Consider the following 22878-nt stretch of genomic DNA (forward strand, 5'->3'; position numbering starts at 1 on the left):
TCCCGCAGGGGGCGGCCCCCGGTTCGTCCGGAGGCCGCCCCCTGCGGCGTTCCGCGTGACGGACTTCACCATCGGGCCCACGCGGGACGGGGAGTCGGCGTAGCCTCGGCGGTATGCCGATCCGCGCCGTGCTGTGGGACATCGACGACACCCTGTTCGACTACACGGGGGCGGACACCGCCGGGCTCGCCCGCCGGCTCGCCGAGGAGGGCCTGGACGGGCGCTACGGCTCCCCGGAGAAGGCGCTCGCGCTGTGGCGGGAGGCCACCGCCCGGCACTGGGACCGCTTCGCGGCGGGCGAGGTGACCTTCCGGGGCCAGCGCCGGGACCGGGTGCGGGACTTCCTCGGCGAGCCCGCGATGGGCGACGAGGAGGCCGATGCCTGGTTCGACCGGTACGTGGAGCACTACAAGGCCGCCTGGACCGTCTTCCCCGACGTCGTGCCCGCCCTGGACGCCCTGGCGGGCCGCTACCGGCACGGCGTGCTCTCCAACTCCTCCAGCGTCAACCAGGACCCCAAGCTGCGCGCGCTCGGCCTGCGCGAGCGCTTCGAGGTGCTGGTGTGCGCCGCCGAGCTCGGGGTCAGCAAGCCCGAGGAGGCGGCCTTCCACGCGGCCTGCGAGGCGCTGGGGCTGCCTCCCGGGGACACGGCCTACGTGGGCGACCAGCCGGAGATCGACGCCCGCGGCGCCCGCGACGCCGGAATGACGGCGGTGTGGCTCGACCGCGGCGGCGACAGGGGGCCCGCACCCGCCGGCGTACACCGGATCGAGGGGCTTGCGCAGCTCCCGGAGGTGCTGGCCGGGGATACCCGTTTTGGAGCACGGTCAGCCATCCGGTAATGTTCTTTCTGCGCCGCCGGGGCGGGCCGAAAGGCCGGAAACCGGAGGAGCAGCCCGAAGGAAAATCCCCGCAAGGGATTGACTTCTGGTGGGGTATGGTGTAATTGGCAACACGAGGGTTTCTGGTTCCCTTATTCTAGGTTCGAGTCCTGGTACCCCAGCGCAGTGCAGCAGTAATCGCAGTGCTTTGCCCCCGTTGTGTAGCGGCCTAGCACGCCGCCCTCTCAAGGCGGTAGCGCCGGTTCGAATCCGGTCGGGGGTACAGATCCTTCCCGCGAGGGGTCCTGGGTAGCTCCCGGACATCTTGATGCAGGATCGCTAGGGCCCCCGTTGTGTAGCGGCCTAGCACGCCGCCCTCTCAAGGCGGTAGCGCCGGTTCGAATCCGGTCGGGGGTACTCAGGTTGGTTCAGACCACCTTGGGCTATGGTGTAATTGGCAACACGAAGGTTTCTGGTTCCTTTGTTCTAGGTTCGAGTCCTGGTAGCCCAGCGCAGTACAGCGCAAGCTGTAAGGCATGCCCCCGTTGTGTAGCGGCCTAGCACGCCGCCCTCTCAAGGCGGTAGCGCCGGTTCGAATCCGGTCGGGGGTACACACAGGAGAGGCCCTCCGCGTTCATCGCGGAGGGCCTCTTCGTCGTTCCCGCCCCGGGTGGCCCCGTACGTTCCCGCCGTGGCGCGGTGCACAAGGACGGGCCCGGAGGCGCGTGTTCGGACGTGTGCGGCGTCGTACGCGCCCCCGGGCCCGGGGGAAGGGGAAAGGGGCCGGGAGGTCAGCCGGCGCGGCGCAGGGCCTCGGTCAGGCGCGCAGCGGCGTCGATGACCGCCTGGGCGTGCATCCGGCCGGGGTGGCGGGTCAGGCGCTCGATCGGCCCGGAGACCGACACGGCGGCCACCACGCGGTTCGAGGGCCCGCGCACCGGCGCCGAGACGGACGCCACACCCGGCTCCCGCTCGCCGATCGACTGCGCCCAGCCGCGGCGCCGCACGCCGGACAGGGCCGTCGCCGTGAAGCGCGCGCCCTGCAGCCCGCGGTGCAGCCGCTCGGGCTCCTCCCAGGCCATCAGGATCTGCGCGGCCGAGCCGGCCTTCATCGGGAGCGTGGAGCCCACCGGCACCGTGTCCCGCAGGCCGGACAGCCGCTCGGCGGCCGCCACGCAGATGCGCATGTCCCCCTGCCGGCGGTAGAGCTGCGCGCTCTCCCCGGTCACGTCGCGGAGGTGGGTGAGTACCGGTCCCGCCGTGGCCAGCAGGCGGTCCTCGCCGGCCGCGGCGGCGAGCTCCGCCAGCCGCGGTCCGAGGATGAACCGGCCCTGCATGTCCCTCGCCACCATCCGGTGGTGTTCCAGTGCCACGGCCAGGCGATGTGCCGTGGGTCGTGCGAGCCCTGTCGCCGCGACCAGCCCGGCGAGGGTGGCCGGACCGGACTCCAGTGCGCTCAAAACCAGAGCTGCCTTGTCGAGAACGCCGACGCCGCTAGAGTTGTCCATGAAACGATATTCACGTCTCACACTGTGAAACGCAAGTTCAATTTTTCCAAGAACCAGCGAGTCTGTATGTGCGGGTCCACGAACCACTGGGTCCGAGGCCGTCGTCCGGCACGTGGGGTACCGGCGATCGGCGCACCACATCTCTATGAAGCGCCGGCCGCACCGGCCGGCCGGAGGGAAAGCGATGGGTAGGACACTCGCGGAGAAGGTCTGGGACGACCACGTCGTCCGGCGCGCCGAGGGCGAGCCCGACCTCCTCTTCATCGATCTGCACCTGCTGCACGAGGTGACCAGCCCCCAGGCCTTCGAGGGCCTGCGGCAGGCCGGCCGCAAGGTCCGCCGTCTCGACCTCACCATCGCGACCGAGGACCACAACACCCCCACCCTCGACATCGACAAGCCGATCGCGGACCCGGTCTCCCGGGCCCAGCTGGAGACGCTGCGCAAGAACTGCGCCGAGTTCGGCGTACGCCTGCACCCGCTCGGCGACGTCGAGCAGGGCGTCGTCCACGTCGTGGGACCGCAGCTCGGCCTGACCCAGCCCGGTACCACCGTGGTCTGCGGCGACTCGCACACGTCCACGCACGGCGCCTTCGGCGCGCTGGCCTTCGGCATCGGCACCAGCCAGGTCGAGCACGTCCTGGCCACCCAGACCCTGCCGCTGGCCCGCCCCAAGACGATGGCGATCACCGTCACCGGCGAGCTGGCCGAGGGCGTCACCGCCAAGGACCTGATCCTGGCGATCATCGCCAGGATCGGCACCGGCGGCGGCCAGGGCTACGTCATCGAATACCGCGGCGAGGCCATCGAGAAGCTGTCGATGGAAGCCCGCATGACCATCTGCAACATGTCGATCGAGGCCGGCGCCCGCGCGGGCATGATCGCCCCCGATCAGACCACCTTCGACTACCTCCGGGGCCGTGACCACGCCCCGACGGGCGAGGACTGGGACGCGGCCGTCGCCTACTGGAAGACCCTGCGCACCGACGAGGACGCCGTCTTCGACGCCGAGGTCGTCATCGACGGCACCGCCCTGTCGCCGTTCGTCACCTGGGGCACCAATCCGGGCCAGGGCGCCCCGCTGTCGGCCAGCGTCCCCGACCCGGCTTCGTACGAGGACGCCTCGGAGCGCCTGGCCGCCGAAAAGGCCCTGGAATACATGGGGTTGACGGCCGGGCAGCCGCTGCGGGACATCAGGGTGGACACCGTCTTCGTAGGCTCCTGCACCAACGGCCGGATCGAGGACCTGCGCGCCGTCGCCGACGTCATCAAGGGCCGCAAAGTCGCCGACGGCGTACGGATGCTGGTCGTCCCCGGCTCGGTCCGCGTCGCCCTCCAGGCGGTCGAGGAGGGCCTGGACCGGGTCTTCAAGGAGGCCGGAGCCGAGTGGCGGCACGCCGGCTGCTCCATGTGCCTGGGCATGAACCCCGACCAACTGGCCCCCGGTGAGCGCTCCGCGTCCACCTCCAACCGCAACTTCGAGGGCCGGCAGGGCAAGGGCGGCCGTACGCACCTGGTCTCCCCGCAGGTGGCCGCCGCCACCGCGGTCCTGGGCCACCTGGCCTCGCCCGCCGACCTGTCCGACGCCCACGCCACCGCCGGAGTCTGAACCATGGAAGCCTTCACCACCCACACCGGCCGGGCCGTGCCGCTGCGCCGCAGCAACGTCGACACCGACCAGATCATCCCGGCCCACTGGCTGAAGAAGATCACCCGTGACGGTTTCGAGGACGGGCTCTTCGAGGCCTGGCGCAAGGACCCCGAGTTCGTCACCAACCGCCCCGAGCGCGCGGGCGCCACGGTGCTGATCGCCGGCCCCGACTTCGGCACCGGCTCCTCCCGCGAGCACGCCGTCTGGGCCCTGCAGAACTTCGGCTTCAAAACGGTCATCTCCTCCCGCTTCGCCGACATCTTCCGCGGCAACTCGCTGAAGAACGGGCTGCTGACGGTCGTCCTCCCGCAGGAGACCGTCGACCGCCTGTGGGAGCTGACCGAGGCCGACCCGGCCGCCGAGGTGACCGTCGACCTGGTCGCCCGCCAGGTCCGCGCGGCGGGAATCGAGGCGGAGTTCGAACTCGACGACAACGCCCGGTGGCGTCTGTTGGAGGGCCTGGACGACATCTCGCTCACCCTTCAGAACGAAGCCGACATCGACGCTTACGAAAGCGCCCGGCCCCGTTTCAAGCCGCGTACGATTCGCGCCTGATTACAGCCTGATCAGGGGTTATTCACCTTCTGAAGATCACGCGGACAACACTGTGCCCCCCGCCCCGCGGCGGGGGGCACAGCCGTGTGTTGAGGCCCCGTGAGGCGACAACTCGCCCCAGATGGCACAATCTGTGCATGGAACGCGACAGTCAACTGGAGCTCTACCAACTCGTCGCGGACCGGTTGAAAGAAGCACACACACGGGTGCGCACACTGCAAGTCCCGGAGGGCGTAAGGATGGCGCTGTCCCGGAAGCTGTTGGTCGTCACGGCTGCGGCGAAACATGATCTCGCCGATGCGGCAAGGCGCCTGGACAGGTTGATGAAGGACCTCGACGAGGGTCGATTCCCTGAAGGCGACTGATGCGAAGGAACTCCGCAACGGGCACTTCCGTTGCGGCACTAGGGTGATTAGCCCGTTTCGTGTTTGATTTGCGGTATATATCCGCCTAACGTGCGAAATAAGCTTGAACACATTCGTTCTGGCGATGTCTCCGAAGGGGAAGACGTGAACAAGGCGCAGCTCGTAGAAGCGATTGCCGACAAGCTGGGCGGCCGCCAGCAGGCCGCCGACGCTGTCGACGCGGTACTGGACGCCATGGTCCGCGCGGTCGTCGCAGGCGACCGGGTCTCGGTCACGGGCTTCGGCTCGTTCGAGAAGGTGGACCGGCCGGCTCGCTACGCCCGCAACCCGCAGACGGGTGAGCGCGTCCGGGTCAAGAAGACCTCGGTTCCCCGCTTCCGCGCGGGCCAGGGCTTCAAGGACCTGGTCAGCGGCACCAAGAAGCTCCCCAAGGGCGACGAGGTGGCCGTGAAGAAGGCGCCCAAGGGCAGCCTGACCGGCGGCGTTTCCGCCACGGTCAAGAAGGCCGCGGCCAAGAAGACCACCGCCGCCAAGAAGGCGGCCGTGAAGAAGACGACGGCGGCCGCGGCGAAGAAGGCCGCGGCGGTCAAGAAGACGACCGCGGCGGCGAAGAAGACCACCGCGGCCAAGAAGGCGACGGCGGCGAAGACCACCGCCGCGGCGAAGAAGACGACGGCCGCCAAGAAGGCGACCACCGCGAAGAAGACCGCGCCCGCCACCAAGGCCGTCGCGAAGAAGGCCCCGGCCAAGAAGACCACGGCGCGCTCGACCGCTGCGAAGAAGACCACCACCGCCGCGAAGAAGACCACCGCCCGCAAGAAGTAGGGCACACGTCTCACACGCCGGGCCGGCTTCCCCAGGGGAGCCGGCCCGCGGTGCGTTATCGCAGGTCAGAAGTTTTCTTCGTCAGAACGTCTGCAAGGTGACCAGGGTGATCCGCAGGCCCGCGCCCGCACCCGAGGTCTCGATCCGGACCCGCTGGCCCGGGCGCAGCAGCCGCAGCCCGCCCGCGTCGAACGCCGGGGCGTCGAACGGCACCGGCGTGCCGTCGTCCAGCAGCACGCTGCCGCTGCGGGTCCGGGGGTCGTACGTGTACGCGGTCGCCTGCATACCGGCACTGTATCGGGCCGTGTGCGGGCCCACGCCCAGGGAGAGCGCCCTGCGCAGATCCGCCCCCGTGTCCACGTCCCGGCGCACGCTGTCCACCCCCGACAGGGCGATTTCCGCCGCGCCCGACGCGGAATGCCGGACCCGCGACGGCCCCCCGAACGAGGGTGCCAATTCCGACTCCGGGGCCGCGGAAAGCAAGGTCGTACCGATTCCCGCGGCGTCCGCGAGAAATGCCCGGGGAAATGCGGATGCCGCTTCGAGCACGCGTAGCAATTCCGGCGGACGCAGTGCGGGGAGATCCGCGTTCATCGCGGCGACCGCCGCCCGGGGCCGGGCCGCGCGTATCTCCCGCGCCCCGTGGGCGAGAGCCGCGTTGAGGCCCGCGCCCGGCGCGTCCGCCACGATCCGCGCCCCCAGCCGGGCCAGTTCCGGCCCCGCCGCCGGGTCGTCCGTGACGACCACCACATCCGCCACCGCCGGGCAGGCCAGCGCCCCCGCCACGGTGTCCTGCGCGAACGCCAGCGCCAGTCCCGGCCGCGAGGCGCCCACGGCGGCCGCGAGCCGGCTCTTGGCCACGGCCAAGGGCTTCAGCGGGATCACCAGGCTCCAGGCGGCGTTCGTGGCGGACCCCTTCCCTCCGGTGCCCGGCGGCACCCCCGCGTGCCATGGCCGGGTCATGAGCCGGTCATGCATCGGTCCATTGTCGCCCCCCTCCGCCCGGCCCGGGGCTCCGGCGGGCTGAGCGGGGCGTACGGTGTTCTCGACAGGGACCGGTCCCAAGGCCACACTTGCGGCCGACGAGGTGCCCCAACCGCACCGGTCCCCGAGCCCAGAGGAAGGTGTCCGAGTGTCCCGCCGCAGAATCGGCTTCTGGTACCGCCTGGCGGCGGTCATCGCAAAACCGCCGCTCGTGGTGCTTTTCAAGCGGGACTGGCAGGGAATGGAGCACATTCCGGCCGACGGCGGATTCATCACCGCCGTCAACCACAACTCGTACCTGGACCCGCTCTCCTACGCGCACTACCAGTACAACACCGGCCGCGTGCCCCGCTTCCTCGCGAAGGCCGCCCTGTTCAAGGTGCCGTTCGTCGGCGCCATCCTGCACGGCTCCGGCCAGATCCCCGTCTACCGCGAGACCACCAACGCCCTGGACGCGTTCCGGTCCGCCGTGGACGCCATCGAGCGCGGCGAGTGCGTCGCCTTCTACCCGGAAGGCACCCTCACCCGCGACCCCGACGTGTGGCCGATGGCCGGCAAGACCGGCGCCGCCCGCGTCGCGCTGATGACCAAGGCGCCGGTCATCCCGGTGGCCCAGTGGGGCGCCAACCTGGCCATGCCGCCGTACGCCAGGGAGAACAAGGTCCGGCTGTTCCCGCGCAAGACCCTCCAGGTGCTCGCCGGGCCGCCCGTGGACCTCACCCCGTACTACGACCGGGAACCCACCCCGGAGGTCCTCAAGGAGGCCACCGAGGCCATCATGGAGGCCATCACCGCCCTCCTGGAGGAGCTGCGCGGAGAGCAGGCGCCCGACCGGCCGTACGACCACCGCACGGCCAGGGCGGAACAGCGGCGCAAGGCCGCGGGGGAGGGCACCAAGTGACGCGTCCCGTCAAGGCAGCCGTCTTCTCGGCGGGCTCCTGGGGCACCGCCTTCGGCATGGTGCTCGCCGACGCCGGCTGCGAGGTCACCCTGTGGGCCCGCCGCCCGGAGGTCGCCGACGCCATCAACACCGGCCGCACCAACCCGGACTACTTCCCCGGCGTGGAGCTCCCGGCGAACCTGCGCGCCACCACCGACCCGGCCGAGGCCGCCCGCGGCGCCGACTTCACCGTCCTGTCCATCCCCTCCCAGACCCTGCGCGGCAACCTCGCCGAATGGGCGCCGCTGCTGGAGCCCGACACCGTCCTCGTCTCGCTGATGAAGGGCATCGAACTGGGCACGGCCAAGCGGATGAGCGAGGTCATCGAGGAGGTCGCCAAGGTGCCCGCCGAGCGGGTCGCCGTCGTCACCGGCCCCAACCTGGCCCGCGAGATCGTCGCCCGGCAGCCCGCCGCCGCGGTCGTCGCCTGCTCCGACGGGGCCGTCGCCCAGCGCCTCCAGGCCGCCTGCCACACCGCCTACTTCCGCCCGTACACCAGCACCGACGTCATCGGCTGCGAGCTCGGCGGCGCCGTGAAGAACGTCATCGGCCTCGCCGTCGGCATCGCGGACGGCATGGGCCTCGGCGACAACACCAAGGGCTCCCTCATCACCCGCGGCCTCGCCGAGGCCACCCGGCTGGGCGTGGCCATGGGCGCCGACCCGCTGACCTTCTCCGGCCTCGCGGGCCTCGGCGACCTGGTCGCCACCTGCTCCTCGCCGCTCTCCCGGAACCACACCTTCGGCACCAACCTCGGCCGCGGGATGACCCTGGAGGAGACCATCGCGGTCACCAAGCAGACCGCCGAGGGCGTCAAGTCCTGCCAGTCGGTGGCCGATCTGGCCCGCCGCCACGGGGTCGACATGCCGATCACCGACACGGTCGTCGAGATCGTCCACCACGGCAAGCCGCCGCTGGTCGCACTCAAGGACCTGATGGCCCGCAGCGCCAAACCGGAACGGCGCTGACTCCATTCCGGACGTATGAGCGGGTACCCTCGTGGCGATATGAGCAGCGAGAACCTCCCCCAGACCCCTGAGCAGCAGGGCCGCAAGCCCCGCGTGGCCGTCGTGTTCGGCGGCCGCAGCTCGGAACACGCCATTTCGGTCGTCACGGCGGGCGCCGTGCTGCGCGCGATCGACCGCTCCAAGTACGAGGTGCTGCCCATCGGCATCACCGCGGACGGGCGGTGGGCGCTGACCGCCGACGAGCCCGAGCGGATGGCCATCGCCGACCGCAAGCTCCCGAGCGTCGCGGAGCTCGCCGAGTCCGACGAGGGCGGCGTCGTGCTCTCCGTCGACCCGGCCAGCCGCGAGGTCGTCTACACCGAGCCGGGCGCCGTCCCCAAGGCCCTGGGCGAGGTCGACGTCGTCTTCCCCGTGCTCCACGGCCCGTACGGCGAGGACGGCACCCTGCAGGGCCTGCTGGAGCTCTCCGGCGTCCCGTACGTCGGCTCCGGCGTCCTGGCCTCGGCCGTCGGCCAGGACAAGGAGTACATGAAGCGCGTCTTCACCTCCTTCGGCCTCGCCGTCGGCCCGTACCTGACCATCCGCCCCCGCGAGTGGGACGCCGACCAGGACGCCGCCAAGGCCCGGATCCTGGACTTCGCCGGCGAGCACGGCTGGCCGCTGTTCATCAAGCCCGCCCGGGCCGGGTCCTCCATCGGCATCACCAAGGTCGACGACGTCTCCGGGCTGGACGAGGCCATCCGCGAGGCCCGCCGCCACGACCCGAAGGTCATCGTGGAAGCGCTGCTGCGCGGCCGCGAGATCGAGTGCGGGGTGCTGGAGTTCGAGGACGGGCCGCGCGCGAGCGCGCCCGCCGAGATCCCGCCGGTCTCCAGCCACGACTTCTACGACTTCGAGGCCAAGTACATCGACTCCGCCGCGGGCATCGTGCCCGCCCCGCTCACCCCGGAGCAGACCGCCGAGGTGCAGCGGCTCGCGGTCGAGGCCTTCGAGGCCGCGTCCTGCGAGGGCCTGGTGCGCGCCGACTTCTTCCTCACCGAGGACGGCACCTTCGTCATCAACGAGATCAACACCATGCCCGGCTTCACGCCGATCTCCATGTACCCGCGGATGTGGCAGGAGACGGGCGTCTCCTACGCGGAGCTGGTGGACCGCCTGATCGAGGCGGCCCTGCGCCGTTCCACCGGGCTGCGCTAGCCGCGGCCCGCGGCGCGGCCGGCCGGCCCGCCCGCACACGCGAAACCGCCCGCCGGGGGAATCCCGGCGGGCGGTCGGTGTGTCGGTACGCGTCGGCGCGTCAGTACGAGGAGATCCCCTCCGGAACGGTCTTGGACACCGCGGCGGACAGCCCGACCAGCATCCCCGCGTCCGAGGCGTGCTCCTTGTCGACCCGGACCTCCGTGTACGCCAGCCGCATCCCGGTGGTGAACCGGAAGGAGCCGTCGTCGAGCTTCTCCAGCAGCCAGGCGACGTCGTTCACGTGGACGCCTTCCTGCTGGGGATCGGCCATCTTGGCGGGCTTGGGGATACCGCACCGCAGTACGATCGCCGAGCCGCCCCACGCGGCGGTCAGACCGGACTCCGGCTCGGTGGGAGTCCGTTCCAGACCGGCCACCGTCTCCGGGAGTTCCCTGTGCAGCGCCGCGCAGAACCCCGCGACGTCGGCGGGCGGTGTGGGCGGAGGGTCCACCCGGGCCGCCCCGCCGCCCGGGGAGCAGCCCGCGAGGGCGGCTGCCGTGACCAGGGCGGACAGGGCGGGCACACGGACACGGAGCGGCCGGTGGTGGGTTGACATCACCGGCCAAGAGTAGACGGGGGCTACAGATGGACCACCGGGCAGGTCAGGGTGCGGGTGATGCCCTCCACCTGCTGGACGCGGGCGACCACCATGCGTCCGAGATCGTCCACGGTGTCGGCCTGGGCGCGCACGATCACGTCGTACGGGCCCGTCACGTCCTCCGCCTGGATCACCCCCGGGATCTGGGCGATGGACTCGGCGACGAACGACGCCTTGCCCACCTCGGTCTGGATGAGGATGTACGCCTGTACCACGGAACCTCCAGAGCGGCCACGAGGATCGATTCCCCTAACCTCAGGATGGGCCCGTGGACAGCGGGCGGGCCCGGGGAAGAAGGGACGCCACGGTACCGCGTCGCCGTGCACCGCGGGGAGACCCGGGTGATCGGCGCCACGCACAGCGGGGCGTACGAAGAGCAGAAGTTGACGTATCAGTTGACGGTACCCAGAGCTGTGACGGGGCGCGACCGCAAGCGGACTGGGCAAGAAGGGGCACAGCGATGAAGGGCACTGTGGGCGAGCTGGGGGAGTTCGGGCTCATTCGGGAGCTCACCTCACGGCTCACCACCACCCCGGCGGTCCGGCTCGGGCCGGGCGACGACGCCGCAGTGGTGTCCGCCCCCGACCGCAGGGTCGTGGCGAGCACGGACATCCTGCTGGAGGGCCGGCACTTCCGGCGCGACTGGTCCACGGCCTACGACGTCGGACGCAAGGCCGCCGCGCAGAACCTCGCCGACATCGCCGCCATGGGCGCGGTGCCGACCGCGCTGCTGCTCGGCCTGGTCGTCCCGGCCGAGCTGCCGGTCACCTGGCCCACCGAGCTCATGGACGGCCTGCGCGACGAGTGCCAGGTCGCCGGGGCGGCCGTGGTCGGCGGGGACGTCGTCCGCGGCGACACGATCACCGTCGCCATCACCGCCCTCGGCGACCTGCGCAACCACGAGCCGGTGCTGCGCTCCGGCGCCCAGCCCGGCGACGTCGTCGCCGTCACCGGCTGGCTCGGCTGGTCCGCGGCCGGCTACGCGGTCCTCAAGCGCGGCTTCCGCTCCCCGCGGGCCTTCGTCGAGGCGCACCGGCGGCCCGAGCCCCCGTACCACGCGGGCCCGGCGGCGGCCGGACTCGGCGCCACGGCCATGACCGACGTGAGCGACGGCCTGATCGCCGACCTCGGGCACATCGCCGAGGCCAGCAAGGTACGGATCGACCTGCGCTCGGCGGCCGTCGACATCCCGACGCAGATGCACGACATCGGGCAGGCGGTCGGCGTCGACCCCTTGCAGTGGGTGCTCACCGGGGGAGAGGATCACGCCATCGTGGCGACGTTCCCGCCCGACGTGAAGCTGCCCGCCCGCTGGAAGGTCATCGGGGAGGTGCTGAACCGGTCCGCGCTGCCCCAGGTGACCGTCGACGGGGCGCCCTGGACCAACACCGGCGGCTGGGACCACTTCGGCTCCGACCCCTCCGACGAGGAGATCCCCCGATGAGCGACGCGCCGCCGCTGTGCCTGACCGTTGCCGGGTCGGACTCCGGCGGCGGCGCAGGCATCCAGGCCGACCTCAAGACCATGCTGGCGCTCGGCGTGCACGGGATGAGCGTGGTGACCGCCGTGACCGCGCAGAACTCCCTCGGGGTGCGCGGGGTCTGGGAGCTGCCCGCCGAGGCCGTCACCGCCCAGTACCGGGCCGTCGCCGACGACATCGGCGTCCGGGCGGTGAAGACCGGGATGCTCTCCTCTGCCGCCCTGGTGGAGACGGTGGCCGGGCTCCTCGCCGCCAACGGCGCCCCGGCGGTCGTGGACCCCGTCGGGGTCTCCAAGCACGGGGACGCACTGCTCGCCCCCTCGGCGCTGGACGCCGTACGCGGGGAGCTGCTGCCGCGGGCCACCGTGGCGACGCCCAACCTGGACGAGGTGGCGCAGCTCACCGGGCTGGTCGTGGAGAGCGAGGACGACATGCGGCGGGCCGCCGACGCCGTCCTCGCCCTCGGGCCCGAGTGGGCGCTGATCAAGGGCGGGCACCTGGCCGCCCACGGCGGCGAGGCCGCCGACCTGCTGTCGGACGGCGAGACGCAGCTGTGGCTGCGCTCCCCGCGCCACGACAACCGGCACACCCACGGCACCGGCTGCACCCTCGCCGCCGCGATCGCCGCCGGGCTCGCCAAGGGACAGGACGTGCCGCAGGCCGTCATGGCGGCCAAGGAGTACGTGACCGGCGCCATCGCGGCCGGCTTCGCGCTCGGCGGCGGCATCGGACCGGTGGACCACGCCTGGCAGTGGCGCCGCTGACGCACCCGCCCGCCCCGGAAACGGACGGAAGCCCGCCGCATCGGCTGATGCGGCGGGCTTCCGCGCCCGGAGAGGAAGACTCCCGCAGGCAAAGGCAAAAGGCCGGTCCACGAGGTGGACCGGCCTTCCAGGCAACCGGAAAGGGCTGCGCTACGACGACGGGACGCGTCAGCGCGAGACCTTGCCGGCCTTGATGCACGAGGTGCAGGCGTTGAGGCGCTTCGGCGTCCCACTGACCACGGCACGGACGCGCTGGATGTTCGGGTTCCAGCGACGGGACGTACGGCGGTGCGAGTGCGAGATGTTGTTGCCGAAGCCCGGCCCCTTGCCGCAAACGTCGCAGTTGGCAGCCACAGGTCACTCCAAAGACTTCAGATGCACTTACAGTGAAATCCGGCGCACCGGATCAGAAATCTGAAGTGGTTTGCCGGGGGGAAAGCCCGACTCTCATCGGGCAACCGGAGCAGCATACAACGTCTGCTCCCGTCCAAGAAAACTACCATGGCCGCCGCCCGGCCCGCCCCGCGGTCCCCGCGCCCCGGAGGCGCTTCGTTACCCTGCGGTGAACCCTGGCCCGCACAAGGAGGAACGCCCGGTGCCGCACGAGCAGCAGCCGCAGCCCTTCGACGAGCTCGACGCCGCAGCGGTGCGCACCTGGAGCTCGCTGGCCCTGGCTGCGCTCGACCGGGCCCGCGACGACATCGACGCGATCAACGTCTACCCGGTCGCGGACGCGGACACCGGCACCAACCTCTACCTCACCGCCGAGTCGGCCGACCGCGCCCTGGATGCCGCCGGGACCGCTGCCTCCCTCGGCCAGGCCGTACGGGCCTGGGCGCACGGCGCGCTCATAGGCGCCCGCGGAAACTCCGGGACCATCCTGGCCCAGCTGCTGCGCGGGGTCGCCGACGTCCTGGACGACGAACCGGCGGGGCGGGGCCCGGACCGGCTGCTGGCCCAGGCGCTGACCCGGGCCGCGCAGGAGGCGTACGAGGCCGTCGCGCACCCCGTCGAGGGGACCATGCTCACCGTGGCCGCCGCGGCGGCGCGGGCCGCCGAGACCGCCGCGGCGGCCGCCGGAACGGCCGCCGGGAGCGTCGCGGACGTCGCCCGGGCCGCGTACGAGGGGGCCCGCACGGCCCTCGCCGACACCCCGGGGCAGCTGGCCGAGCTGGGCCGGGCCGGCGTGGTCGACGCCGGGGGCTGCGGGCTGGTCGCGGTGCTCGGGGCCCTGTGGCAGACGCTGTCCGGGCAGGAGCCCGCCGCGGAGGCGGTCCGCGGCCGGGCCGTGCCCGCACCCGTGTCCGTACCGCAGCAGCAGCCCTGCGAGGCCCACGAGGAGCACGGCGGGCCCGCCTACGAGGTGGTGTACCTGCTGGAGGCCGCCGAGGAGGCGGTGGCGGTGCTCCGCGCGCGGCTCGACGGCCTCGGCGACTCCCTCGTGGTGGTCGGCGGCGACGAGCTGTGGAACGTGCACGTCCACGTCGACGACCCCGGAGCCGCCGTGGAGGCCGGCGTCGTCGCCGGACGGCCGTACCGGATCCGCATCACCCACTTCGGCGACGAGCGGCGCCGGGCGGCACGCGGGGAGCGCGCCCAGCGGGCCGTCGTCGCCGTGGTCCCCGGCGAGGGCCTGGCCGGCCTGTGCGCCGAGGCCGGCGCGACCACCGTCCTCACCCCGCCCGGACGCGCCCCCGACCCCGACGAGCTCGCCGACGCCGTCCGGCGCGCCCACGCCCGCGAGGTCGTGCTGCTGCCCGGCGGCGCCGACCAGCGCGCGGCCGCGGCCGCCGCGGCCGAACGGGCCCGCGCCGACGGCGTCCGGGTCGCGGTGATCCCCACCCGGTCCGCGGTCCAGGGCCTGGCCGCCCTCGCCGTGCACGACCCGGAGGCCACCTTCGACGAGGACGTCGTCGCCATGACCGCGGCCGCCGGCGCCACCCGCTACGCGGAACTCGCCGTCGCCGAACGGCAGTCCTTCACCTCCGCCGGGATCTGCCAGGCCGGCGACGTGCTCGGGCTGATCGACGGCGACGTCGCCGTCATCGGCGCCGGCCTCGCCGACACCGCCGAGGCGGTCCTGGAGCGGATGCTCGGCTCCGGCGGCGAACTCGTCACCCTGGTCCTGGGACCCGAGGTGCCGGACGCCCTCGCCGAACGGCTGGAGGCCCACGTCCAGCACGGCCACCTGGCCGTGGACACCGTCGTCTACCGGGGCGGCCGCCACTCGGCGCCCCTGCTGATCGGGGTCGAATAGCCCTCTTGTCGGCGCCATGGTGTGCAATGAACACGTGCCCGCGCTCGACGAAGACCTCAAGAAGACGCTCGGCCCCGCCACCGCCAAGGTGCTGGCCGAGCAGCTCGGCCTGCACACGGCCCTGGACCTGCTCCACCACTACCCGAGGCGGTACGCCGAGCGCGGCGAGCTGACCTCGCTGGACGGGCTCGCCGACCAGCTCGACGAGCACGTCACCGTCGTCGCCCAGGTCGCCGACGCCCGCATCCTGACCTTCAACGGCGGCCGCGGCAAACGCCTGGAGGTGACCATCACCGACGGCAGCGGCCGGCTCCAGCTCGTGTTCTTCGGCGCGGGCGTGCACAAGCCGCACAAGGAGCTGCTGCCCGGCCGCCGCGCCATGTTCGCGGGCAAGGTGTCCCTGTTCAACCGCAAGCTCCAGCTGGCCCACCCCGCCTACGAGCCGCTCGGCGCCGACGCGGGCGAGTCCGACGCCGCCGCGGCCTTCGCCGGCAGGATCATCCCGATCTACCCGGCCTGCAAGCAGCTGGAGTCCTGGAAGATCGCCAAAGCCGTCGACGCCGTCCTGCCGCGCGCGGGCGAAGCCGTGGACCCGCTGCCGCCGGAGCTGCGCGAGGGCCGCGGACTGGTCCCGCTCCACGAGGCCCTGCTGAAGATCCACCGGCCGGGCGCGAAGGCCGACATCGAGGACGCCCGGCAGCGCCTGAAGTGGGACGAGGCCTTCGTCCTCCAGACCGCCCTGGCCCGCCGCCGGCACGCCGACTCCCAGCTCCCGGCCGTCCCCCGGCGCCCCGCCCCCGGCGGGCTGCTCGACACCTTCGACGCCAAGCTGCCCTTTACCCTCACCGAGGGCCAGCAGACCGTCTCCCGCGAGATCTTCGACGACCTCGCCACCGAACACCCCATGCACCGCCTCCTCCAGGGCGAGGTCGGCTCCGGCAAGACGCTGGTCGCGCTGCGGGCCATGCTCGCCGTCGTGGACTGCGGCGGGCAGGCCGCCATGCTCGCGCCCACCGAGGTCCTCGCCCAGCAACACCACCGCTCGATCACCGAGATGATGGGCGAGCTCGCCGAGGGCGGGATGCTCGGCGGGTCCGAGCAGGGCACCAAGGTCGTCCTCCTCACCGGCTCCATGGGCGCGGCCGCGCGCCGGCAGGCCCTGCTCGACCTGGTCACCGGCGAGGCGGGCATCGTCATCGGCACCCACGCCCTCATCGAGGACAAGGTCCAGTTCCACGACCTGGGCCTGGTCGTCGTCGACGAACAGCACCGCTTCGGCGTCGAGCAGCGCGACGCGCTTCGGGCGAAGGGGCACTCCCAGGGGGAAAAGCGGACGCCGCACCTGCTGGTGATGACCGCGACCCCGATCCCGCGCACCGTCGCGATGACCGTCTTCGGGGACCTGGAGACCTCCGTCCTCGACCAGCTGCCCGCCGGCCGCTCCCCGATCGCCACCCACGTCGTCCCCGCCAAGGACAAGCCGCACTTCCTCACCCGGGCCTGGGATCGGGTCCGCGAGGAGGTCGAGGCCGGCCACCAGGCGTACGTGGTCTGCCCCCGCATCGGCGACGACGCCGACCAGGCCGACCAGCGCAAGAAGAAGCCGTCCCCCGAGGACGAGAGCGAGAAGCGCCCGCCGCTGGCCGTCCTGGAGATCGCCGAGCAGCTGTCCCGCGGGCCCCTGGCCGGGCTGTCCGTCGAGGTGCTGCACGGCCGGATGGACCCCGCCGACAAGGACGACGTCATGCGGCGCTTCGCCGCCGGCGAGGTCCAGGTGCTGGTCGCCACCACCGTCATCGAGGTCGGCGTCAACGTCCCGAACTCCACCGTCATGGTGATCATGGACGCGGACCGGTTCGGGGTCTCCCAGCTCCACCAGCTCCGCGGCCGCGTCGGCCGCGGCTCGGCCCCCGGCCTGTGCCTGCTGGTCAGCGAGATGCACGAGGCGAGCCCGGCCCGGGCCCGGCTGGGCGCGGTCGCCGCCACGCTGGACGGCTTCGAGCTCTCCCGGATCGACCTCGAACAGCGCCGCGAGGGCGATGTCCTCGGCCAGGCCCAGTCGGGCGCGCGGTCCTCGCTGCGGATGCTCGCGGTCATCGAGGACGAGGAGGTCATCGCCCAGGCCCGCGAGGAGGCCACCCGCGTCGTCGCCGCCGACCCGGAGCTGGAGGGGCTTCCGGGCCTCCGGGGCGCCCTGGAGGCCCTGCTGGACGCCGAGCGGGAGCAGTACCTGGAGAAGGGCTGAGAGAAGGGCTGCGGGAAGGCCGGAAGAAGGGCTGCGGGAAGGCCGGAGGAAGGGCCGGGCAAGGCCGGGGCGAGGGCCGGGCGGAACCGCCGGAAGGCACGGCATATCGTGGAGGCGCTGTGATCGCCGTAGTGAAGGACCCCAGATGACCCGCGTGATCGCCGGCACCGCCGGCGGGCGACGGCTGGCCGTGCCCCCCGGCACCGGCACCCGGCCGACCTCGGACCGGATGCGCGAAGGCCTGTTCTCCACCTGGGAGTCGCTGCACGGCGTCCAGGGGGCCCGGGTGCTCGACCTGTACGCCGGCTCCGGCGCCGTCGGCCTGGAGGCCCTCTCCCGCGGCGCGGCGCACGCCCTGCTCGTCGAGGCCGACGCCAGGGCCGGCAAGGTGATCCGGGACAACATCAAGGCACTGGCCCTGCCCGGTGCCGAGTTCCGGGCCGGCAAGGCGGAGCAGATCGTCGCCGTACCCGCCGGCGGGGAGCCGTACGACGTGGTCTTCCTGGACCCCCCGTACGCCGTCGGCCACGCAGATCTTGGCGAGATCCTGCTCACACTCCGCGCCAACGGCTGGATCACGGACGATGCGCTCGTCACCGTGGAGCGCGGCACCAGGAGCGGCGCGTTCCCGTGGCCCGAGGGATTCGAGCCGCTCCGCTCCCGCAAGTACGGCGAGGGCACCCTGTGGTACGGCCGCGCCGCCTTCACCAGCGAAGAGTCATGATGACCGCTCCGGAGAGCAAGGGGACCAAGTTGCGCCGCGCCGTCTGTCCGGGGTCGTTCGACCCCATCACCAACGGACACCTCGACATCATCGGCCGGGCCTCCCGGCTGTACGACGTCGTCCACGTCGCCGTCATGATCAACCAGTCCAAGAAGGGGCTGTTCACCGTCGAGGAGCGGATCGAGCTGATCCGCGAGGCGACCGCCGGGTACGGCAACGTCGAGGTCGAGTCCTTCCACGGACTGCTCGTCGACTTCTGCAAGCAGCGCGACATCCCCGCCATCGTCAAGGGGCTGCGCGCCGTCAGCGACTTCGACTACGAGCTCCAGATGGCGCAGATGAACATGGGGCTCTCGGGCGTCGAAACGCTGTTCGTGCCCACCAACCCCACCTACAGCTTCCTGTCCTCCTCCCTGGTCAAGGAGGTCGCGGCCTGGGGCGGCGACGTCTCCCACCTGCTGCCCCCGCACGTGCACGCGGCACTGACCGCCCGGCTCGCCGAGCGCTGACCGGCTGACGGCGCGCCGGACCGTGTCCGGCGCCGCCCCGGTGGGCATACAGTCGACCCGTCCGTCTCGGGACCGTCCCGAGGCCGAGGAAGTGCGAGCCACCGTGGACGTGCAGAAGAAGCTCGACGGGATCGTCGCAGCCGTCGGCAGCGCCCGCTCCATGCCCATGTCGGCCTCCTGCGTGATCAACCGCGCCGAGCTGCTCGCCCTGCTCGACGAGGTCCGCCAGGCGCTGCCCGGCTCCCTGGCGCAGGCGCAGGAGCTCATCGGCGGCCGCGAGCAGATGGTCGAGGAGGCCCGGCGGGAGGCGGACCGGATCATCGAGTCCGCGCACGTCCAGCGCGGCACGCTGATCTCCGACACCGAGGTCGCCCGCCGCTCCCGGGACGAGGCGGACCGGATCCTGGCCGCGGCGCACCGGGAGGCGGCGGAGATCCGCGCGCAGGCCGACGACTACGTCGACAGCAAGCTCGCGAACTTCGAGGTCGTGCTCGCCAAGACCATCGGCTCGGTGGACCGCGGCCGCGAGAAGCTGCTGGGCCACGGGCCCGGGCTGGACGAGCACGGCCACCCGGACGCGGACGCCCCCGAGCCAGGCACCGACCCGGAGGACCGGCGGCGGCAGGCGGACGCGTACGTGGACGCCAAGCTGGCGACCTTCGAGGCGGTGCTGACCAAGACCCTGGAGGCCGTCGGCCGCGGCCGGCAGAAGCTGCTGGGCCAGGTGCCCACGGACGACCTGGGCGCCCACCTCGCCGCCCAGGACGCGGCCGGCGTGCCGCAGTCCCGGTCGGCGAGCGACGCGGACTTCCTGGCGGGCCTGGCCGAGCCGGCGCAGCCCCTCCGGGCCCCCGCCCCCGCCATCCCGGCGCAGGCAGCCGCGGAGCCCGCGTACGACGCGTACGGCTACGGGCAGCAGCCCGCCCTGCAGGACGGCTACCCCGCCGTCGGCAGCGGCTCCACCGGAGCGGCTTACCCCGTTGCAAGCAGCGGCTCCACCGGAGCGGCTTACCCCGCGCCCCCCTATGGGGACCCGTACGGGTACCAGCAGCAGCCCCCGGCCCAGCCGGACCCGTACGCGGCGGCCTACGGCGGGCAGCCGGACCCGTACGCGGCCTACGGGCAGCAGGGGGCGGTGCGCCCGCAGCAGGGGGCGCTCGACGAGACCAGCTTCTTCGACACGAGCATGATCAACCTGGACGAGCTGCGCAGGTACGAACAGGGCCGCTGAACCCGGATTGGGCTCAGGGCGGACGGCCGGGTATCCTGGCTGTTCGGTCGCGCGTATGCGTCGCGATCCATGCTGCCCTTGAGCGGCGGAATTCTTGATCTTCAGCGATCTGTGAAAGCAGGAACGGCCCTGAACACCCGCCTCGACCACCGCAACCCCCTCGTGTTCGACACGCACGAGCTGGGTCGGCGTCCTGGTGCCATGCAGCGGCTGTCCCGCGAGATCGCGGCTCCGGCGGACCTCGGTATCGCCGGTGTCATCGGAGTGCCGGAAGGCGCTCCGCTGGAGCTGGAACTCCGTCTGGAGTCGGTCATGGAAGGGGTGCTCGTCACAGGCACCGTCCGTGCATCGGCCGAAGGGGAGTGCGTAAGGTGTCTGGAGCCCGTCGGTCGCGAGATCGATGCGGACTTCCAGGAGATGTTCTCGTACCCTGACGCCGACGACCGGGGCCGCCTCAAAGCGGAGCCGGCCGACGACGCCGAGGACGACGAGGACACGCTCTACCTTGAGGACGGCTTGTTCGACCTCGAACCCGTGCTGCGCGACGCGGTGGTGCTCGCACTGCCGCTGCAGCCGGTGTGCCGGGAGGACTGTCTCGGACTGTGCCCGCAGTGCGGGGTCAGCCTGAACGAGGACCCGGAGCACCACCACGACGCCGTCGACATCCGTTGGGCGGCATTGCAGGAACTCGTCGGGACCGATCAGGACGGCGAGAAGGACAACATGAGCGGCACTGCATCTGACGACGTTCAGAGCGCCGCCGAGAAGCAGGAGAAGTAGCCGTGGCTGTTCCGAAGCGGAAGATGTCGCGCAGCAACACGCGCCACCGCCGGTCGCAGTGGAAGGCTGCGGTCCCCACCCTGGTTTCGTGCGAGCGCTGCCAGGAGCCGAAGCAGCAGCACATCGCGTGCCCGAGCTGCGGCACCTACAACAAGCGCCAGGTCCTCGAGGTCTGAGCGGCTGGTGAGAGGCGCAATGTCTGAGCTGTCCAACGCTGAAGAGCAGGCAGACAGTAAGAACGCGGCCTCGTCCCACACGCTTCTGGAAGGGCGGCTCGGGTATCGACTCGAGTCCGCCCTTCTGGTGCGTGCACTGACCCACCGCTCGTACGCATACGAGAACGGCGGCCTGCCCACGAACGAGCGCCTGGAGTTCCTCGGAGACTCCGTCCTCGGACTGGTGGTCACGGACACGCTGTACAACACCCACCCCGACCTGCCGGAAGGCCAGCTGGCCAAACTGCGGGCCGCGGTGGTCAACTCGCGTGCTCTGGCGGAAGTGGGTCGCGGCCTCGATCTCGGCTCCTTCATCCGGCTCGGCCGGGGCGAAGAGGGCACGGGCGGCCGGGACAAGGCCTCCATCCTCGCCGACACCCTCGAAGCGGTGATCGGCGCGGTCTACCTCGACAAGGGCCTCGAAGCGGCCTCGGAGCTGGTGCACCGGCTCTTCGACCCGCTGATCGAGAAGTCCTCGAACCTCGGGGCCGGCCTGGACTGGAAGACCAGCCTCCAGGAACTGACGGCCGCCGAAGGCCTTGGCGTGCCCGAGTACCTGGTCACCGAGACCGGTCCGGACCACGAGAAGACCTTCACCGCTGCCGCCCGCGTCGGTGGTGTCTCGTACGGCACCGGAACCGGTCGCAGCAAGAAGGAAGCGGAACAGCAGGCGGCCGAGTCCGCATGGCGCGGCATCCGTGCCGCTGCGGACGAGCGGAAGGCCGCGGAAGCCGCAGCCTCCGACGGAGCACCGGCCGCGGCCGGTGACGGCGGGGCGCCGACCCCCGCCGGTCCGGCGCCGAAGGCCTGACCCTTCCTTCCGATCCCCCCGCGGATCATCCCGCCCGCCCCTGCCGGAACAGGGGCGGGCGGTTCTGCGTTTGACGGTGTGACGGGGAGCGCGCCGGGGGCGGGCGGCCGGCCGGTAGGCTCGCGGCGGAGACCCGAAGAGCCGTACCCCACCGGAGGAACACCGTGCCCGAGCTGCCCGAGGTCGAAGTGGTGCGGCGGGGCCTGGAGCGCTGGGTGGCCGGGCGGACCGTCGACGCCGTCGAGGTGCTGCACCCGCGCGCCGTGCGCCGGCACCCGGCGGGCGGGGCCGACTTCGCGGCGCGGCTGGCCGGCCGGACCATCGGCGTGCCGCAGCGGCGCGGGAAGTACTTGTGGCTGCCTCTGGAGGGGCGGGACCTGTCGGTCCTCGGCCACCTCGGCATGAGCGGGCAGCTGCTGGTGCAGCCCGAGGACGCCCCCGACGAGAAGCACCTGCGCATCCGCCTCCGCTTCAAGGACGGTGCGGGCACCGAGCTCCGCTTCGTCGACCAGCGCACCTTCGGCGGGCTCTCCCTCCACGACACCACGGCCGACGGGCTGCCCGACGTCATCGCGCACATCGCCCGGGACCCGCTGGACCCCCTCTTCGACGAGGACGCCTACCACCGCGCGCTGCGGGCCAAGCGGACCACCGTCAAGCGGGCCCTGCTCGACCAGTCCCTGATCAGCGGGGTCGGCAACATCTACGCCGACGAGGCCCTGTGGCGGTCCCGGCTGCACTACGAGCGAGCCACGGCCGCCCTCACGCGCCCGCGGAGCACGGAACTCCTCGGCCACGTCCGGGACGTGATGAACGCGGCCCTCGCCGTCGGCGGTACCAGCTTCGACAGCCTCTACGTCAACGTGAACGGCGAGTCGGGCTACTTCGACCGCTCGCTGGACGCCTACGGGCGCGAGGACGAGCCCTGCCGGCGCTGCGGCACCGCGATACGGCGGCGCCCCTGGATGAACCGGTCCAGCTACTTCTGCCCGCGCTGTCAGCGGCCGCCGCGCGTGGCGTCGTAGGACTCCCGGGCGGTCAGCACCTGCGGCATGCTGCCCTCCAGGAAGTGGATGAGGGCCAGCAGCCGGTCGGCCACCTCGATGCCGAGCGGCGTCAACTCGTAGTCGACGCGCGGCGGGTTGGTGGGCTGCGCCTCCCGGTGGACGATGCCGTCGCGCTCCAGCGCCTGGAGGGTCTGCGACAGCATCTTCTCGCTGACGCCGTCCACCTTGCGGCGCAGCTCGTTGAAACGGCAGGAGCCGTCGCGCAGGGCGCCGACCGTGAGGCTGCCCCAGCGGCCGGTGACGTGCTCCAGGGTCTCCCGGGACGGGCAGGCCCGGGCGAAGGCGTCGAACGGCAGTGCTGTCGTCTCCATGCGGCCAGCTTAACCGCGCGCAGCGCTTGC

24 protein-coding genes, 5 tRNA genes and 1 pseudogene are annotated in these 22878 nt (G+C 72.1%); 24 read left to right on the top strand and 6 right to left on the bottom strand.

The window, feature by feature from the left end; all coding sequences use genetic code 11:
- Positions 1-113: 113 nt before the first annotated feature.
- The 6 genes from ACIQUT_RS26730 (at position 114) to ACIQUT_RS26755 (ending at position 1432) form a co-directional block, all read left to right on the top strand.
- Positions 114-842, top strand: coding sequence for an HAD family hydrolase (locus tag ACIQUT_RS26730; RefSeq protein WP_403566332.1), 729 nt, complete (start codon positions 114-116; stop codon positions 840-842).
- Positions 843-931: 89 nt separating this feature from the next.
- Positions 932-1003 (top strand) — tRNA-Gln (locus tag ACIQUT_RS26735).
- Positions 1004-1031: 28 nt separating this feature from the next.
- Positions 1032-1104 (top strand) — tRNA-Glu (locus tag ACIQUT_RS26740).
- Positions 1105-1165: 61 nt separating this feature from the next.
- Positions 1166-1238: transfer RNA gene (locus tag ACIQUT_RS26745), tRNA-Glu, on the top strand.
- A gap of 22 nt (positions 1239-1260) precedes the next feature.
- Positions 1261-1332, top strand: a tRNA-Gln gene (locus ACIQUT_RS26750).
- A 27-nt stretch (positions 1333-1359) separates the two neighbouring features.
- Positions 1360-1432: transfer RNA gene (locus ACIQUT_RS26755), tRNA-Glu, on the top strand.
- A 180-nt stretch (positions 1433-1612) separates the two neighbouring features.
- Here the strand turns inward: ACIQUT_RS26755 and ndgR are convergent.
- Entirely contained in the window at positions 1613-2329 is a 717-nt protein-coding gene (gene ndgR / locus ACIQUT_RS26760; RefSeq protein ID WP_114054338.1) for an IclR family transcriptional regulator NdgR, read from the bottom strand.
- Positions 2330-2513: 184 nt separating this feature from the next.
- Between ndgR and leuC the strand changes: the two genes are divergently transcribed.
- The 4 genes from leuC (at position 2514) to ACIQUT_RS26780 (ending at position 5725) form a co-directional block, all read left to right on the top strand.
- Positions 2514-3938 carry a 3-isopropylmalate dehydratase large subunit gene (gene leuC, locus ACIQUT_RS26765; RefSeq protein ID WP_403566335.1) on the top strand — a complete coding sequence of 475 codons (1425 nt, stop codon included), beginning with the start codon at positions 2514-2516 and terminating at the stop codon, positions 3936-3938.
- Positions 3939-3941: 3 nt separating this feature from the next.
- Positions 3942-4535 (top strand): 3-isopropylmalate dehydratase small subunit, encoded by a 594-nt coding sequence (gene leuD, locus ACIQUT_RS26770; RefSeq protein WP_403566336.1) that lies wholly within the window; start codon positions 3942-3944, stop codon positions 4533-4535.
- A 137-nt stretch (positions 4536-4672) separates the two neighbouring features.
- Positions 4673-4900: a hypothetical protein gene (locus tag ACIQUT_RS26775; RefSeq protein ID WP_189811706.1), complete on the top strand. Its 228-nt coding sequence runs from the start codon at positions 4673-4675 to the stop codon at positions 4898-4900.
- Between the two features lie 144 nt (positions 4901-5044).
- Entirely contained in the window at positions 5045-5725 is a 681-nt protein-coding gene (locus ACIQUT_RS26780; RefSeq protein WP_403566338.1) for an HU family DNA-binding protein, read from the top strand.
- Between the two features lie 282 nt (positions 5726-6007).
- Here ACIQUT_RS26780 and cofC read toward each other — a convergent pair.
- Positions 6008-6688 (bottom strand): annotated as a pseudogene (gene cofC, locus ACIQUT_RS26785) (2-phospho-L-lactate guanylyltransferase); the annotation flags it as partial.
- Between the two features lie 169 nt (positions 6689-6857).
- Here cofC and ACIQUT_RS26790 point away from each other — a divergent pair.
- The 3 genes from ACIQUT_RS26790 to ACIQUT_RS26800 are packed head-to-tail and all read left to right on the top strand — an operon-like array spanning position 6858 to position 9814.
- On the top strand, positions 6858-7610 hold the full coding sequence (locus ACIQUT_RS26790) for a lysophospholipid acyltransferase family protein (protein ID WP_403566339.1): 753 nt from the start codon (positions 6858-6860) through the stop codon (positions 7608-7610).
- Entirely contained in the window at positions 7607-8617 is a 1011-nt protein-coding gene (locus tag ACIQUT_RS26795) for an NAD(P)H-dependent glycerol-3-phosphate dehydrogenase (protein WP_403566341.1), read from the top strand. The genes ACIQUT_RS26790 and ACIQUT_RS26795 overlap by 4 nt, the downstream gene beginning before the upstream one ends.
- 39 nt (positions 8618-8656) lie before the next feature.
- Positions 8657-9814 (top strand): D-alanine--D-alanine ligase family protein, encoded by a 1158-nt coding sequence (locus ACIQUT_RS26800; protein ID WP_403566343.1) that lies wholly within the window; start codon positions 8657-8659, stop codon positions 9812-9814.
- Between the two features lie 100 nt (positions 9815-9914).
- Here ACIQUT_RS26800 and ACIQUT_RS26805 read toward each other — a convergent pair whose 3' ends face one another.
- Both ACIQUT_RS26805 and ACIQUT_RS26810 read right to left on the bottom strand, forming a co-directional pair.
- On the bottom strand, positions 9915-10412 hold the full coding sequence (locus ACIQUT_RS26805; RefSeq protein ID WP_403566345.1) for a DUF3515 domain-containing protein: 498 nt from the start codon (positions 10410-10412) through the stop codon (positions 9915-9917).
- A 23-nt stretch (positions 10413-10435) separates the two neighbouring features.
- Positions 10436-10669 carry an Lrp/AsnC family transcriptional regulator gene (locus ACIQUT_RS26810; RefSeq protein WP_403566347.1) on the bottom strand — a complete coding sequence of 78 codons (234 nt, stop codon included), beginning with the start codon at positions 10667-10669 and terminating at the stop codon, positions 10436-10438.
- A 245-nt stretch (positions 10670-10914) separates the two neighbouring features.
- On the opposite strand from ACIQUT_RS26810, the gene ACIQUT_RS26815 reads away from it, so the two are divergent.
- Together ACIQUT_RS26815 and thiD are read left to right on the top strand one after the other, a co-directional pair.
- Positions 10915-11898, top strand: a complete 984-nt coding sequence (locus tag ACIQUT_RS26815) for a thiamine-phosphate kinase (RefSeq protein WP_403566349.1) — start codon at positions 10915-10917, stop codon at positions 11896-11898.
- Complete coding sequence (gene thiD, locus ACIQUT_RS26820) at positions 11895-12698, top strand: bifunctional hydroxymethylpyrimidine kinase/phosphomethylpyrimidine kinase (RefSeq protein WP_403566351.1); 804 nt, start codon at positions 11895-11897, stop codon at positions 12696-12698. Before ACIQUT_RS26815 ends, thiD begins: the two co-directional genes overlap by 4 nt.
- A 168-nt stretch (positions 12699-12866) precedes the next feature.
- Here thiD and rpmB read toward each other — a convergent pair whose 3' ends face one another.
- Positions 12867-13052 (bottom strand): 50S ribosomal protein L28, encoded by a 186-nt coding sequence (rpmB, locus tag ACIQUT_RS26825; protein WP_064070327.1) that lies wholly within the window; start codon positions 13050-13052, stop codon positions 12867-12869.
- Positions 13053-13293: 241 nt separating this feature from the next.
- Here rpmB and ACIQUT_RS26830 point away from each other — a divergent pair, with 241 nt between their 5' ends.
- The 9 genes from ACIQUT_RS26830 (at position 13294) to mutM (ending at position 22495) form a co-directional block, all read left to right on the top strand.
- Positions 13294-14955, top strand: coding sequence for a DAK2 domain-containing protein (locus tag ACIQUT_RS26830; protein ID WP_403566353.1), 1662 nt, complete (start codon positions 13294-13296; stop codon positions 14953-14955).
- Between the two features lie 16 nt (positions 14956-14971).
- Complete coding sequence (recG, locus tag ACIQUT_RS26835) at positions 14972-17200, top strand: ATP-dependent DNA helicase RecG (RefSeq protein ID WP_403566354.1); 2229 nt, start codon at positions 14972-14974, stop codon at positions 17198-17200.
- 145 nt (positions 17201-17345) lie between these two features.
- Positions 17346-17924 carry a 16S rRNA (guanine(966)-N(2))-methyltransferase RsmD gene (gene rsmD, locus ACIQUT_RS26840; RefSeq protein ID WP_403566355.1) on the top strand — a complete coding sequence of 193 codons (579 nt, stop codon included), beginning with the start codon at positions 17346-17348 and terminating at the stop codon, positions 17922-17924.
- Between the two features lie 29 nt (positions 17925-17953).
- Positions 17954-18433 (top strand): pantetheine-phosphate adenylyltransferase, encoded by a 480-nt coding sequence (gene coaD / locus ACIQUT_RS26845; RefSeq protein WP_403566518.1) that lies wholly within the window; start codon positions 17954-17956, stop codon positions 18431-18433.
- Between the two features lie 103 nt (positions 18434-18536).
- Positions 18537-19664 carry a cell division initiation protein gene (locus tag ACIQUT_RS26850; protein WP_403566357.1) on the top strand — a complete coding sequence of 376 codons (1128 nt, stop codon included), beginning with the start codon at positions 18537-18539 and terminating at the stop codon, positions 19662-19664.
- A gap of 69 nt (positions 19665-19733) precedes the next feature.
- Positions 19734-20444, top strand: a complete 711-nt coding sequence (locus ACIQUT_RS26855) for a YceD family protein (protein ID WP_403566359.1) — start codon at positions 19734-19736, stop codon at positions 20442-20444.
- Positions 20445-20446: 2 nt separating this feature from the next.
- Positions 20447-20620 (top strand): 50S ribosomal protein L32, encoded by a 174-nt coding sequence (rpmF, locus tag ACIQUT_RS26860; protein ID WP_026165248.1) that lies wholly within the window; start codon positions 20447-20449, stop codon positions 20618-20620.
- A 19-nt stretch (positions 20621-20639) separates the two neighbouring features.
- Complete coding sequence (gene rnc / locus ACIQUT_RS26865) at positions 20640-21470, top strand: ribonuclease III (RefSeq protein WP_403566361.1); 831 nt, start codon at positions 20640-20642, stop codon at positions 21468-21470.
- 164 nt (positions 21471-21634) lie between these two features.
- Positions 21635-22495, top strand: a complete 861-nt coding sequence (gene mutM / locus ACIQUT_RS26870) for a bifunctional DNA-formamidopyrimidine glycosylase/DNA-(apurinic or apyrimidinic site) lyase (RefSeq protein WP_403566362.1) — start codon at positions 21635-21637, stop codon at positions 22493-22495.
- Here mutM and ACIQUT_RS26875 read toward each other — a convergent pair.
- Entirely contained in the window at positions 22468-22848 is a 381-nt protein-coding gene (locus tag ACIQUT_RS26875) for a helix-turn-helix domain-containing protein (RefSeq protein ID WP_179172568.1), read from the bottom strand. The genes mutM and ACIQUT_RS26875 overlap by 28 nt on opposite strands.
- Positions 22849-22878 lie beyond the last annotated feature (30 nt).

This window comes from Streptomyces sp. NPDC090445, from assembly GCF_044769385.1.
Classification (GTDB): domain Bacteria; phylum Actinomycetota; class Actinomycetes; order Streptomycetales; family Streptomycetaceae; genus Streptomyces.